Annotated in this window: 14 protein-coding genes; 7 read left to right on the top strand and 7 right to left on the bottom strand. The window is 68.5% G+C overall.

What is annotated here, in order from left to right:
* Positions 1-104: 104 nt before the first annotated feature.
* Both NBZ85_RS17630 and NBZ85_RS17625 read left to right on the top strand, forming a co-directional pair.
* Positions 105-1,253: a glutamate--cysteine ligase gene (locus tag NBZ85_RS17630; RefSeq protein ID WP_261559771.1), complete on the top strand. Its 1,149-nt coding sequence runs from the start codon at positions 105-107 to the stop codon at positions 1,251-1,253.
* Positions 1,254-1,341: 88 nt separating this feature from the next.
* Entirely contained in the window at positions 1,342-2,559 is a 1,218-nt protein-coding gene (locus NBZ85_RS17625) for an amidohydrolase (protein WP_261559773.1), read from the top strand.
* Between the two features lie 29 nt (positions 2,560-2,588).
* Here the strand turns inward: NBZ85_RS17625 and NBZ85_RS17620 are convergent, their stop codons facing one another.
* Positions 2,589-3,029 carry a gamma-glutamylcyclotransferase family protein gene (locus NBZ85_RS17620; protein WP_261559775.1) on the bottom strand — a complete coding sequence of 147 codons (441 nt, stop codon included), beginning with the start codon at positions 3,027-3,029 and terminating at the stop codon, positions 2,589-2,591.
* 191 nt (positions 3,030-3,220) lie between these two features.
* Here NBZ85_RS17620 and NBZ85_RS17615 point away from each other — a divergent pair, with 191 nt between their 5' ends.
* From NBZ85_RS17615 to NBZ85_RS17605, 3 genes are all read left to right on the top strand, one after another.
* Positions 3,221-4,702 (top strand): NAD(P)H-quinone dehydrogenase, encoded by a 1,482-nt coding sequence (locus tag NBZ85_RS17615; RefSeq protein WP_261559782.1) that lies wholly within the window; start codon positions 3,221-3,223, stop codon positions 4,700-4,702.
* A gap of 540 nt (positions 4,703-5,242) precedes the next feature.
* Complete coding sequence (locus tag NBZ85_RS17610; protein WP_261559777.1) at positions 5,243-5,434, top strand: hypothetical protein; 192 nt, start codon at positions 5,243-5,245, stop codon at positions 5,432-5,434.
* 45 nt (positions 5,435-5,479) lie between these two features.
* A complete protein-coding gene (locus NBZ85_RS17605; RefSeq protein ID WP_261559779.1) occupies positions 5,480-5,686 on the top strand; it encodes a hypothetical protein in 207 nt (68 codons plus the stop codon).
* Between the two features lie 327 nt (positions 5,687-6,013).
* On the opposite strand, the gene NBZ85_RS17600 is transcribed toward NBZ85_RS17605, so the two are convergent.
* The 4 genes from NBZ85_RS17600 to NBZ85_RS17585 form a co-directional block, all read right to left on the bottom strand.
* Positions 6,014-6,412 carry a DUF5313 family protein gene (locus NBZ85_RS17600; RefSeq protein WP_261562250.1) on the bottom strand — a complete coding sequence of 133 codons (399 nt, stop codon included), beginning with the start codon at positions 6,410-6,412 and terminating at the stop codon, positions 6,014-6,016.
* A gap of 56 nt (positions 6,413-6,468) precedes the next feature.
* Positions 6,469-8,229 carry an acetyl/propionyl/methylcrotonyl-CoA carboxylase subunit alpha gene (locus NBZ85_RS17595; protein WP_261562249.1) on the bottom strand — a complete coding sequence of 587 codons (1,761 nt, stop codon included), beginning with the start codon at positions 8,227-8,229 and terminating at the stop codon, positions 6,469-6,471.
* Between the two features lie 116 nt (positions 8,230-8,345).
* A complete protein-coding gene (locus NBZ85_RS17590; RefSeq protein ID WP_264761871.1) occupies positions 8,346-8,657 on the bottom strand; it encodes an acyl-CoA carboxylase subunit epsilon in 312 nt (103 codons plus the stop codon).
* An 82-nt stretch (positions 8,658-8,739) separates the two neighbouring features.
* A complete protein-coding gene (locus NBZ85_RS17585; protein ID WP_261559254.1) occupies positions 8,740-10,335 on the bottom strand; it encodes an acyl-CoA carboxylase subunit beta in 1,596 nt (531 codons plus the stop codon).
* 406 nt (positions 10,336-10,741) lie between these two features.
* Between NBZ85_RS17585 and NBZ85_RS17580 the strand changes: the two genes are divergently transcribed.
* Both NBZ85_RS17580 and NBZ85_RS17575 read left to right on the top strand, forming a co-directional pair.
* The gene (locus NBZ85_RS17580; RefSeq protein WP_261559255.1) at positions 10,742-11,590 is read left to right on the top strand and encodes a biotin--[acetyl-CoA-carboxylase] ligase; all 849 of its coding nucleotides are present in this window, start codon (positions 10,742-10,744) and stop codon (positions 11,588-11,590) included.
* A gap of 50 nt (positions 11,591-11,640) precedes the next feature.
* Complete coding sequence (locus tag NBZ85_RS17575) at positions 11,641-12,174, top strand: PH domain-containing protein (RefSeq protein WP_261562248.1); 534 nt, start codon at positions 11,641-11,643, stop codon at positions 12,172-12,174.
* 84 nt (positions 12,175-12,258) lie between these two features.
* Here the strand turns inward: NBZ85_RS17575 and NBZ85_RS17570 are convergent, their stop codons facing one another.
* Both NBZ85_RS17570 and NBZ85_RS17565 read right to left on the bottom strand, forming a co-directional pair.
* Complete coding sequence (locus NBZ85_RS17570; protein WP_261559257.1) at positions 12,259-12,969, bottom strand: hypothetical protein; 711 nt, start codon at positions 12,967-12,969, stop codon at positions 12,259-12,261.
* A gap of 27 nt (positions 12,970-12,996) precedes the next feature.
* On the bottom strand, positions 12,997-13,601 hold a 605-nt coding region (locus NBZ85_RS17565; protein WP_261562247.1), incomplete at its 5' end, for a hypothetical protein.

The following is a 13,601-nucleotide window of genomic DNA, read 5'->3' as shown; positions in this document are numbered from 1 at the left end:
GGTAGGAACGGCTCGAATGGGTAGTGAGCCCCTGGTGTCCGTGAGCCGAGCGGAACGGTGACGGTTGCCCGGCACCGGCATCGGCCCCGATCCGAGGAGCCCAGGTGCAGATTCCCTTCTCGTCCTCCACGAGCTCCAGTCTCGGAATCGAGTGGGAACTGCAGCTCGTCGACCAACAGTCCCGCGAGCTGCGCGGGGAGGCCACCGCCATCCTCGACGAGCTTCGCGCGAAGATCGGCGAGCGGGATGCCGCCAAGGCGAAGCACGAGCTGTTCGAGTCGACGGTCGAAGTCATCACCGGAGTCTGCGGATCGGTGGGGGAAGCGACCGCGGACCTGGCCGGCACGGTGTCGGTGCTGCGCGATCTGGCGGAGCGGCGCGGCATCGGCCTGATGTGCAGCGGTACCCATCCGATCAGTGACTACGCCGGGCAGCGCATCACCGACGACAACCGCTACTCGCGGCTGGTCAACCAGATGCAGTGGCTGGCCCGTCGGCTGCTCATCTTCGGCGTCCACGTCCACGTCGGGGTCCGCTCCCCGGACAAGGCGATGCCGATCGTGAACGCCCTGATGGCGCACATCCCGCACTTCCTCGCCCTGTCCGCATCGTCGCCGTTCTGGCTGGGCGGGGACACGGGCCTGGCCTCGTCGCGCTCCCAGGTGTTCGCAAGCCTGCCCACCGCGGGCCTGCCCTACCCGTTGGAGGACTGGCCGCGCTTCGAGTCCTTCATGGAAACGCTCATCACCTCCGGGACGATCGAGACGATTCGGGAAGTCTGGTGGGATATCCGGCCGCATCCCAACTTCGGTACCGTCGAGCTACGGATCTGTGACGGGCTGCCCACGCTGATGGAGGTCGGTGCGGTTGCCGCCCTCGCGCAGTGCCTCGTCGACCGGATGAACACCCAGATTGACCGTGGGTACCGGCTCCCGATGCCGCAGCGGTGGCTGGTGCAGGAGAACAAGTGGCGGGCGGCCCGATACGGCCTCGACGCACAGATCCTGATCGACGGGCGCGGCGAGGTGCGGTCGGTCCGCGACGACCTCGTGGACCTCGTGGAGGATCTGCTCCCGGTCGCCCACCGGCTGGGCTGCGCGGAGCAGCTCAACGACGTCCTGGTGATCCTCGCGACCGGTGCGAGCTACACCCGCCAGCGGGCGGCAGCCCGGCAGGCCGACGGAGACCTCACCCGAGTCGTCGATACCCTGCTGGAAGAGATGAATACCGGCCGGCCGGTCGTCGACCAGTAGGTGCGTCGGCGGGGCCCGACCGCCCGATATCCGCAGCCGCGCGCGTCAGGTCCCGCGCGACGCCCGCAGGGAGGAGCCCGGCCGGCACATGGAGGCCAACGAGACCGCGGCGGTCGCCGGATGGGTGACCACGCACGAATCCGAGCTGGTCGCGTTGCGCCGTGACCTGCACGCCCATCCCGAGCTCGGCCGCCAGGAACGGCGCACGGCCGGGCAGGTGGAGGCGAAGCTGCGTGCTGCGGGGCTGTCCCCGCAGCGGTTGCCGGACGTACCCGGCCTGTGGTGTGACATCGGCGCCGGGGTGGACCGTGATCCGACAGCCCCGGTGGTGGTTGTCCGGGCCGATATGGATGCGCTGCCGCTGCCGGATGTCAAGGACGTTGCGTATCGCTCGACGGTGCCGGGGGTGGCGCACGCCTGCGGGCATGACGTGCACACCACGGTGGTGCTGGGCGTCGGATTGGCCCTTGCCGACTACGCGCGCACGGCGTCCCTGCCGGGCACCGTGCGTCTTGTCTTCCAACCGGCCGAGGAGCTCATGCCCGGCGGGGCGCTTGACGTGATCGACGCTGGCGTGCTCAAACCGGCCTCCGCGGCGATCGCCGTGCACTGCGACCCCGCGCTGGACGTGGGCACCATCGGCCTGCGGGCCGGGCCGATCACCTCCGCGGCCGACGCTGTCGAGATCACGGTGGCGGGACCAGGTGGTCACACTTCGCGACCGCAGAACACCGTCGACCTGGTGTATGCCCTTGTCCGCCTGGCCGCCGACATGCCGGCCACACTCAGCCGGCTCGTCGATCCGCGGTCGGCGTTGTCCCTCGTCTGGGGCCAGGTGCAGGCCGGTACCGTGGCCAACGCCATCCCGCGCACCGGGCAGCTGCGCGGCACCATCCGCACCCTGTCCCGGGAGACCTGGGACTCCGTCCCCGCCCTTGTGACTCGGGTCGCCGAGCAGCTCATCGCCCCCTACGGTGCGCAGATCGTGGTCGACTACCGGCGCGGCGTGCCGCCAGTGGTCAACAGCGCGGAGGTCGTCGACGTCTTCCAGAGCGTCGTCGACCGCACCCTCGGCCACGGCGCGTCCACCACGGTGGCCCAGTCCCTGGGCGGGGAGGATTTCGGCTGGATCCTCAACCAGGTGCCCGGCGCGCTGGCACGGTTGGGCACCCGAGTGCCCGGGGGTGCCACTTACGATCTTCACCAAAGCGCCTTCGACGTCGATGAGCGCGCCATCGGCATCGGGGTGCGGCTGCTGGCCGGCACCGCCCTGGACCTGCTGCGCCACACCCCGACCAAGCCCTGACCGGCGTCCTGGTCGGCTGGCGATGCAGGCTAGGCGGTCGGCCGGGAGCGGAGCTCCTTGACGTAGTCGGCGGGTGCCCCCGCCTTCTCGGCGGAGTCTGCGATCATATCGAGGTACCACCGAGAGGGCAGGCCGCCCTCGTAGGAGTTCAGCACGTAGGTCCAGGCGAGAGCCTCGCCGTCGAGGGTGGAGACCCTGACGCGGATGCGGGTGTACAGACCGGTGTCCGCGCCCTCCCACACGTCGAGCCGTTCCAGGTCATATCGGTCGAGGTCGTACAGCAGGATGTACGCGTGGTTGCCGGGTGACTCGACGATCGTGGCCAGAGCCCCGTCCCAGCCCACGTTCTCGCCGCCGAAGGTCAGCCGCCAGCCGTTGATCCATCCAGTGCCGGTGACGGGCGAGTGAGGGGCCCGTTCCTTCATCTGCGCCGGGTCGAGATTGCCGGCGTACGCCGCGTACAAGGTCATCGTCGTCTCTCGGGGTGACGGTGCGTGGCTATAGCTGCTATTTCCGTTTCAAAGCCGGAAGAAGGGGTTCTCGGCAGCCTTCGCGCACGTTGGCTTCCGCCTGCGATCCTACGGAGCTCTCAGCACCGGGAGGAGCGCACCCGCCAGGGCGGGGGAAGATGAAAGGAGCAGATGTCAGATCGGGAGGGCACGTGACGCGCATCGTCATTCTCGGCGGAGGGCCTGGCGGCTATGAATCGGCGCTCGTGGCAGCGTCGCTGGGCGCGACGGTCACGGTCATCGACTCGGATGGGATCGGCGGCGCCTGCGTGCTCACCGACTGTGTTCCATCCAAGACGCTGATCGCGACTTCGGAAACTATGACCAATCTCGCACTGGCTCCGGGGCTTGGTATCCGCCCGCATGGTCTTGGCGCGGGGACCGAACCGGCGTTGCCCGCGGTGGCCTGGGGCATGCGAAGCGGCTTGGACGGGGGTGTCCCTCCGCTTACGCCACCGGAGGTCGTCAGCGTCGATCCGGAACAGGTGTACGAACGGGTCCGAGAGCTCGCGAAGGCGCAGTCCCTGGACATCGAACACCGTCTCGAACGAGAGAAGGTCGAGGTGGTGCACGCGTCGGGTCGGCTGGTCGGGCCGCACGCGATCGAGACGAACACCGGTGAGACCTTCGTGGGTGATGTGATTCTCATCGCGACGGGTGCGAGCCCGCGGGATCTTCCGACCGCCCGCCCGGATGGCGAACGCATACTCACCTGGCGCCATCTCTACGATCTTAAGGAGATTCCGGAGCATTTGGTCGTTGTGGGCTCCGGCGTCACCGGCGCCGAGTTCGCCAGCGCCTACCGGGCCATGGGTGCCGAGGTCACCCTCGTCTCGTCCCGCGAACGGGTCCTGCCCGGCGAGGACCCGGATGCGGCCCGGGTCATCGAGGACGTGTTCGTGCGGCGCGGCATCGAGGTGCTCAATCGCTCGCGTGCAGCCTCGGTCCGCCGCATCGGTGATGGCGTGATCGTCGAGCTCAGCGACGGCCGCACCGTCACGGGAAGCCACGCTCTGATGGCGGTCGGCTCCGTTCCCCGCACGAAGGGTCTTGGCCTGACCGACGTCGGCGTCCGCCTCGGTGCCGGGGGGCATGTGAACGTGGATCGGATGTCGCGCACCTCCGTGCCGGGCGTCTACGCGGCAGGCGACTGCACCGGCGTTCTGCCGCTCGCGTCGGTCGCTGCGATGCAGGGCCGGATAGCAATGTGGCATGCCCTCGGGGAGGCGGTGAGCCCGTTGCGACTCGGGACCGTCTCGTCGAACATCTTCACCGAGCCGGAAATCGCCACAGTCGGAGTCACCCAGGTGATGAAGGACACAGGCGCCGTCGCGGCCGAGGTGACGACTGTTCCGCTCTCGCGTAATCCTCGGGCGAAGATGATGGGGATCGAGGACGGCTTCGTCAAACTGTTCTGCCGGCCGGGCAGCGGCAGCGTTCTTGGCGGTGTAATCGTGGCCCCGCGTGCGTCGGAACTCATCCTTTCTGTGTCGCTCGCCGTCGAACACGGTCTCACCGTCGACCAGATCGCGCATACCTTCTCCATCTATCCCTCACTGTCCGGCTCTATCACCGAAGCGGCCCGGGTCCTGCGCCCCAGGGACTTCTTCGCGGGCTTTGACGACCAGGTGTGAGATTGATCTTGACGGGTGTCATCACTCGAGTGGCTGCTGCGGCCAGCGTGTGACTGGCGGGGGAGCAGTCGCGTGGCCGATTCTGTGCCACGACGAATGGTGCGAGCATAGGCCACCCTCGCCGTCGGATCCACCTTCCAGAGTGGTTTCCGGTCTCTCTTGAGGTTGTGGTTGCGAGCTGGCCGAGCTAGATGCGTACCGAAAACTGGTCGCAGATGATTCGGGGGTTCTCTTGAGGTTTTGGTCGTGCACTCCTTTCGGGTTTTCTTACGCTTGGGAGCCGACCTGGCGGAGACGGCCGCCGTGAGATATGCGTTCCGAACGCGGGTTCGACGCCTGGGGTTGATGATCTCCTCGCTCCTCGGTTGTCGATCGCGCAGATATGGGTCGCGCAGTGTATTCATTTTCTGAATTTTGGAAGGCGAATGATCTCGGTGGAGTGTCTGATTGTGTAGCGGGCACGGGCGTCCCGGACCCGGCTGCCCTGGCTTCGGGTGAGGGGGACGGCGTCGGCATATTGGACTCCCCTTTGCACGCCAGGTGGCAGATCTCGACGCGAGTGATTGCCTGCAACTCGACGTACAGATCGGACGGGAGGCCACGCGCTGGGAGGCAGCGCGCTTGGTTGCCCGGGCGAGGTTCGCTCAGTTACGGACGCCCGCGCTCGACGGCGGCGAACAGCGCTACCAGGCCTTCATGAGTTCGCCGGGGACGAACTGGCTGCCGAGCTGAAGCTGTCGCCGGCGGCGGAAGGCGGCGACTGCGCATCGGGTGACGATGCGGGCCGAAGCCGACGGGATGGGACGAATCTCGGTGCTTCTCCCCGCCGAGCGTATGTTGGCGGCCTTCCGCAGGATCGACGGGCTGGCGAAGAAGGCCGGAGCGCCGGAAGAGGAGGACCGAGACCTCGACCGGCGCCGGGCTGACGTCCTCTACGACCTGCCTATGGGGCACGATCGCGACCGCGTCAAAGGCGAGATGTAGGTTATCGTTTCGGCGGAATGTCTGTTGGGCTTGTCGGAGACGCCCGGGGAAATTCCGGGATACGGGCCGATTCCCGCCGAGGCCGTTCGTAGAATCCGGAGTGCCGGCGGCATCACCGGCTCAAGTACACCGCGGACCGGTCTTCCGGAGCCGCGCATCCCGCCACGCATGACCCGACGATGCGGTGGAGAGTGCGTCCAGGAAAACCCGGATATTTCATGTGGACGAGTCCTGAAGATCGGACGTACCGCGTGGGTCCGGAGCGCCACGGCACAACTGATTGAGCGCGGGCGCCGATCAGGCGGATGGGACGATCAGGGTTCGGTGCTACTCGTCGTCCTCGTCGTCGTTAGCTGAAAAAACCGGTGGGAAACCGTGTTGCTCCAGCCTCCGGTTCCGGAAGAATCCGCTGGTGGCGAAGCCGAGCCCTGCCCCGGCGACCAGGAGGAACGCGACAGTGGCGGCGCGAACGGCTACCTGGCCCGGCAGCAGGGCGAAGACCACGGCAAACGGCAGCATCAGGCTGAACGGGCGTGCCGCCTGCCGCCTTCGCCAGCCAGGGCCAGTCAGATCTCTGGAGATCCACGCGTTGTAGGTGGAGGGAAGCGTCCCACCGAGGAGATAGTAGATGCGGCCCGTCAGCGGTGGCCGTTCGGCCTCCGCCGATGGCGCCGTCGTCTCCGAGCCCTGCCCGCGTACCGTCGCGCTGTCTGCACCGCCGTCCATACCCGCAGCTTACGAAGTGAACGGCGGTGAGGACAGCTGACGGCTGGCGAACCAGATCAGTCTTTGATCTCACAAAGGACGGCGCCGCTGGTGACCACCGCACCCACGGCTGCGGAAAGACCGGATATGGTGCCGCCCCGATGAGCGTTGATCGGCTGCTCCATCTTCATCGCTTCCAGCACGATGATGAGGTCGCCGACGGCGACCGTGTCGCCGTCGTTGACAGCAACCTTCACGATGGTGCCCTGCATGGGACTGGTAAGGGCATCACCGGTCACCTTGGTGGCCGCCGCGCCACGTGCCCGCCGCTTGGGCGCGGCGCCGCGCGACGCGGTCGACGTCGAAGCGGCTCCGAGGCCGGCCGGCAGCACGACCTCGAGGCGCTTGCCGCCCACCTCGACGATGACCGTTTCCCGTGGCTCGGGGGTGGTGTCGGCGTCCGTTCCACCGGTGAAGGCGGGGATGGTGTTGTCGAACTCGGTCTCGATCCAACGGTTGTGGATGCGGAACGGCTCCGCCGCGTCGTCGGGAGCGAAGGCCGGATCCCGCACGACCGCACGATGGAACGGCAGCGCCGTGGCCATGCCGTCCACGACGATCTCGTCCAGGGCGCGACGGGCACGCTCCAGAGCCTCCTGGCGGGTGGCCCCGGTGATGATGAGCTTGGCGAGGAGGGAGTCGAAGGCGCCCCCGATCACGCTGCCGCTTTCGACTCCGGAGTCGAGGCGCACGCCCGGACCGGCCGGCGAGACGAACTTCGTCACCGTTCCCGGAGCGGGAAGGAATGTGCGGCCGGGGTCCTCGCCGTTGATCCGGAACTCGATGGAGTGGCCACGGGGTGCGGGGTCGGTGAAGTCGAGTGCCTCACCCTCCGCGATCCGGAACTGGGCGCGGACGAGGTCGACACCGGATACCTCTTCGGTCACCGGGTGCTCGACCTGGAGCCGGGTGTTCACCTCGAGGAAACTGATCATGCCGTCCCGGGCGACCAGGAATTCCACGGTTCCGGCACCCACGTAGCCGGCCTTCTTGCAGATTGCCTTGGACGCCTCGTAGAGCGAGGTGAGCTGCTCTGCGGAGAGGAACGGCGCCGGAGCCTCCTCTACGAGCTTCTGGTAGCGCCGCTGCAAGGAGCAGTCACGGGTGCCGACAACGACGACGTTGCCGTGGGTGTCCGCAAGGACCTGAGTCTCCACGTGGCGGGGCTGGTCGAGGTAGCGTTCCACGAAGCATTCGCCCCGACCGAAGGCGGCGACCGCCTCCCGGACCGCGCTGTCGAACAGCTCGGGCAGTTCCTCGGAGGTCCAGGCGACCTTGAGCCCTCGGCCACCGCCACCGAACGCGGCCTTGATGGCGACCGGCAGGCCATACTGCTCGGCGAAGGCAACCACGTCTTCGACACCGGCGACGGGATCCGCGGTGCCCGGCGCGAGCGGAGCGCCGACGGCCAGCGCGATGTGGCGGGCGGCGGTCTTGTCGCCGAGGCGGCGAATGGCCTCGGGCGGCGGGCCGATCCAGGTGAGGCCGGCACCGATCACAGCTTCGGCGAAATCCGCGTTCTCCGAGAGGAAGCCGTATCCCGGATGAACCGCGTCGGCTCCGGACGACTTGCAGGCATCGAGTATCTTGTCGATCCGGAGGTAGGAGTCGCCTGGCGTCGTACCACCCAGCGCAAATGCCTCGTCGGCGACGCGCACATGCAGTGCGTCGATGTCTGGTTCAGCGTATACCGCGACGCTCGTGTAACCGGCGTCGCGGCACGCGCGGGCCACCCGAACCGCAATCTCTCCCCGGTTGGCGATGAGGATCTTACGCACGTTGCTCCCGTCCTCGTCCGACCAGCCTGAAGTCTAGGCGAGCCGGGCCGCACAGTTTGCTCTCGTTGCGCCCGGATGTGATGCCACAGACATCCAGGCGTCATTTATTCGTTCAGTTACCAGCCAGCCCGGGTGCGCACACCCGGGCTCATCCCGGAGCGTCGCCATGAACCTGCCCCGGTAGTGAGTGGGCTGCGCACCGCCTGAGCCGGATCCGCCCATGCGGAGCGGACGGTGGACGGACTCTCCGCCGGGACCGCACGGGCCGCGAAGAACGCGACCACCGCAGCGATCTCCTCGGGTGTCGCGTTCCCACGGATCAAACGTAGCCGGGGTGGGCTGGTTCGCCCGTCGTCGTCCTGGGCCACGGTCCTCTCCTCACTCGACTTCCTGCCGTCCGTAGCGCGCCGTCTGTGCTCCGTCCGCATCCCTCGGTGGCCCCTCGCTCGTCCGGCGGCGTGACCACGTGGGAAGCGGATCGATGGGTACCGGCGGAGACCCGGGGCCGCACTAAAGCGGGATGTTGCCGTGCTTCTTCGGTGGCAGGGACTCGCGCTTGGTGCGCAGCAGGCGCAGGGCCCGTATGATCTCGCGGCGCGTCTCGGAAGGGTTGATCACCGCGTCCAGGTACCCACGTTCCGCTGCGATGTACGGAGTCGCGAAATGATCGTTGTAATCCTGGATGAGCTCCGCCCGGCGGGTTTCCGGGGATTCGGCCTTGGCCAGGTCACGCCGGTAGATGATGTTCACAGCCCCGCGGGCGCCCATGACGGCGATCTCGGCGGTCGGCCAGGCGAGGTTGATGTCGGCCCGCAGGTGCTTCGACCCCATCACGTCGTACGCGCCGCCGTACGCCTTCCGGGTAATGACGGTGACCTTGGGAACGGTGGCCTCCGCGTAGGCGTAGATCAGCTTGGCGCCTCGACGGATGATCCCGTTCCATTCCTGGGAGGTGCCGGGCAGGAAGCCGGGCACATCGACCAGAGTCAGCACCGGAATGTTGAAGGCGTCGCAGGTCCGGACGAAGCGGGCGGCCTTTTCGCTGGCATCGATGTCCAGGGTGCCGGCGAACTGCATCGGCTGGTTGGCCACGACGCCGACCGACCGCCCGTCCACCCGGCCGAAACCGACGATCAGGTTCTGCGCGAACTGTGCGTGGACCTCGAGGAAGTCGCCGTCGTCGACCAGCCGCTCGATGATCTGATGCATGTCGTACGGCGTGTTCGGGGAGTCCGGGATGAAGGTGTCGAGCTCGGGGTCGATCTCGACGGCCGGATCGTCCACCGCGTCGTAGCTGGGGGCGTCGTCGAGATTGTTCGACGGCAGGAACGACAGCAGCGCCCGGGCGAGCTCCAGGCACTCCGCCTCGTCGGCCGCCTGGAAGTGCGCAACGCCGCTGCGGGAGTTGTGGGTGGCCGCGCCGCCCAGCTCCTCCATGCCGACATCCTCACCGGTGACCTCTTTGATGACGTCTGGGCCGGTGATGAACATGTGGCTGGTCTTGTCGACCATCAGGGTGAAGTCCGTGATCGCCGGCGAGTACACGGCGCCACCAGCGCACGGGCCCATGATCAGAGAAAGCTGCGGGACGACGCCGGACGCCATGACGTTCCGGTAGAAAATCTCGCCATAAAGGCCGAGCGAGACGACGCCCTCCTGGATGCGAGCTCCGCCGGAGTCGTTGATGCCGACGACCGGGCAGCCGGTCTTCAGCGCCAGATCCATGATCTTGACGATCTTCTCGCCGAAGACCTCGCCGAGGCTCCCGCCGAAGACGGTGAAGTCCTGGCTGAACACGCAGACCTGCCGGCCGTCGACCGTGCCGTATCCTGTCACCACACCGTCGCCGTACGGGCGGTTGGCCTGGACGCCGAAGTCATGCGCCCGGTGCCGGGCGAACGCGTCGGTCTCGACGAACGAGCCCGCGTCGAGGAATGCCTCGATCCGCTCACGGGCGGTCATCTTGCCCTTGGCATGCTGGGCGTCTACGGCCCGCTGCGACCCGGCATGGACCGCGTCTTCGTTCACGCGCCGCAGTTGAGCGAGTCGCCCTGCGGTGGTGTGCGGGTCGGGAGCAGAATCCTCGGCGGACGCGGGAAGAGCCATAGGCCGCAGCGTACGACCCCTGTGGGCTCACGTGCTCGACTGTTGTGGAGTTGATCTCATCGATTGGCTGGAATCTTCGGCTACCTTGCGGCGGTCCGTATCGAAGGTCACAGCCCCCGCACTTGTACGCCCGGCCGCCCGGCCTCGGGGGACCGGGCGTCTGACCACCAGCCGCATCGCCACTCGTGGTGGCGGTCTGGTGCGCGTCCCGACTGCCGGACAACGTCCGCGTGAGCTGCGCGGGGTGTTCTGGCAGGCTGTCTCCGTGAGTTCGACGCCGGATTCTTCACCCGCGGAGCCCGCGCGGGATGCAGCTGTTCCATCACCATCATCATCACCACCACCGACGGCGTCCCCGCCGGTGCGGCCGGGCCCGGGCACCGGCACCCTCCGGGGCCGGCCAGCGATGTCACCCGGTGACCGAAGTCCGCTCGACGCCGCCCGGCTGACGGCCGCCGCAGCGGCGCTCGGGCTGGGCCTGGCGGCGATCCCGGAGATCGACTCGACCAACGCGGCCCTGGCCCGGATCGCGCGGGGGGAGACCAGCGATCCGGACCCGGCCGGGCTCTCACGGCAGTGGCGCGAGAGCGAAGGGCCCGACGGCGCCGCTCACGGCCGTGGGCTGGTCCTCGTCGCCGAACGGCAGACCGCCGGGCGTGGGCGTCTCGACCGCTCCTGGCTGTCCCGACCCGGCGCCGGTCTGACCGTGTCCCTGCTCCTCCGGCCGCGGACCGCGGTTTCACGGCTCGGCTGGCTGCCGCTGGTCGTAGGGACATCGCTGGTTTCCACGCTGCGGGCCGTCGCCGGCGTGCCCGCCGTTCTCAAGTGGCCCAACGACGTCCTGATCGAGGGCGCGAAACTTGCCGGCATCCTGGTGGAGGTCGTTCCGGTCCCGTCGTCCGCGCCCTCGGTGGTCATCGGCTTCGGACTCAACGTGAACGCGGAACCCGGCGAGTTGCCCGATCGGTCCACGAGCCTGCTGCTCAGCGGCGCACACCCGGCTGCCCTGGACCGGACCGAGCTACTCGAGCGGATCCTCGACGGGCTCGTCCACGCGCTCGCCGCCTGGGAAGCTGATCCGCAGGCGGCCCGCGCCGCCTACGTGGAGGTGTGCGCGACGATCGGCCGGGAGGTTCGCGTCGAGCTCCCGGACGGCTCCGCCGACACCGGGAGGGCGACGGACGTCGATCTTGAGGGGCGGTTGGTGGTGGCCGGTCGTGCCTACAGCGCCGGCGACGTCGTCCACCTGCGGTGACCGGTGCCCGGCGACCGTCACGGGAGTGAGGGCCCGGGTGTGGCCTGTCGGTGCCGGGTGCGACGATCGTCACCGTGGCGTTTCCCGACGACATCCTTACTCAGGACGAGGAGGTTGTCCTGCATCTACACCCGCACTGGGTCAGCCTGATCGTTCCGGCGCTCTGGACGGTGGTGGCTCTCGTGTTTGCGGTGCTGGGCGTCTTCTTCGCGCCCGGTGGGGTGCTGCAGAAGCCTGTCCAGTACCTGGTGCTGATCGTCGCCCTCGGTGCGATCGGCTATCTGGGCGCGCTGCCCTGGCTTCGCCAGCTGACGACCCATTACGTCGTCACCAACCACCGGTTCGTGATTCGGGAGGGCCTGATCACCCGGGCCGGCCGGGACATTCCACTCGCCTGGCTGGTCGGTGCGACGGTGCAGCAGAACGTCGTCGACCGCGCGCTGGGGTCGGGAAGCCTGATCCTCGAGACGGCCGGGCAGCGCGGTCGGGTCGTCCTGGCGTGCATGCCGCACGCCGAGCGGGTCCAGGAGACCCTCGCCGAGCTCTCGGCGCCGTACCGGCCGAGGGGCTATCCCGACTACTGAGGGCTACCCCGACTCCTGAGACTGCCTTTGTCCCGGGGCTCGGCACTGGCACACCTCGCCCGCAAGGTCTCGCAGCAGGAATCCTCAGATCGGGTCGTACTCGCGCCACCAGGCCAGGAGCTGGCCCGCGTCGGGATTCTCGGTGGTGAAGCCGAGGAGCTCGTCGTCCACGGTCCAATACACCGCGAATCGGCCTGCTCCGGCCACGCAGAGGAAGGTGCCGCGGCGGCGGGCGCTGTGTGCCCAGCGCTCGACACTGGTCTGGCCCCGGTGGCAGTCTCCGGCGTCGATGATCGCCGCCGACCGGCGATCGACGTCGCCCCGCAGCGCTGCCGCATCCCGGTACCGGATGATCGACAGCCGCGCCGGTGCCGGTGCCTCGGTAGCCACTCCGGGTGCGCAGGCCAGCGCCGCCACCACCCCGTCATCGGCACGGGGAGCAGCACGGCAGTCGGAGACCGCGAACGGCCGCAGCGAGGCCAGCAGCCGGGCGTCAGCCGCATCGAGCGTCGCGCTCGGCGCCGGGCTCAGGGCCAGGCCGCCGCCAGGTCGGCCGGCATGCGAACCGGTGCTGCTCGGGGTGGGCTGGCTGGTGGTTGCGTGGTCGGAGCCACTGGTCACCAGCAGCCCGACGGCAACGCCCGCACCGATGATGAGGGCAGCGGCGCCGCCGGCGATGCCGGCTCGCCGCCGGCCACCGCCGGCGCCCGGGGCGCGATGATCGCCGCGCTCAACCAGCGGTCCAGCCGGGCCGTCCGCCGGCTCCGGCGGTGTGTTCCCGGCGGGATCCTGCATACCGTCCGCCCTCCCGAACGAGATCACTCAGCGGCGCAGCGGGTCGAACGAATGCCACCAGTCGTTGATGTGAGCCGCCGCCGGATCGTCTGCGGTGAAGGCGATCAGGCGGCTGTCGTACGTCCAGAACTCGTAGAACCGATTCGCGTAGAAGTAGCAGAGACGGCTGCCACCGCCGGTCTCGGCCGGCGAGCTCCACTGTTCCGAGCTCTGCTGCCCGTCGTCGCAGTTCCCCTCGTCGGTGTAGAACGTCTCCCGGGCGCCGATCTGCCGATCCAGCGCAGAACGGTTCGGGAAGTGGAACGCCCTGACCTCCATGCCCGAGGGTGTCTTGCAGATGAGGGTGGCGTCTGCGTAGGCGCTGTCGCTGTGTGCCGGAGTGGTGCACCCGGTCATGACGGTGGGATTGAGCAGCGATCGCAGGACCTCCCGCGGACTACCGCCGGCCCCACCCCCTGTACCTGGTGCAGCGGATGCCGTCCCGGCCCCCGCCGGGCGGGCCGGGACCGCGGCGGCGACCGGGCCGCCGCCGTTACCACCGGTGAAGGCGAGGACTCCGAACACGATCACGAGTACCAGCAGCAGCCCGCCGCCCCCGGCCAACAGGCGCCGGTCGACCAACACCATGTGCC

The organism is Frankia tisae (assembly GCF_025403405.1).
GTDB lineage: Bacteria > Actinomycetota > Actinomycetes > Frankiales > Frankiaceae > Frankia > Frankia tisai.
Note: the sequence above shows the minus strand (reverse complement) of the source record. Positions and strands in the feature narration are given on the sequence as shown.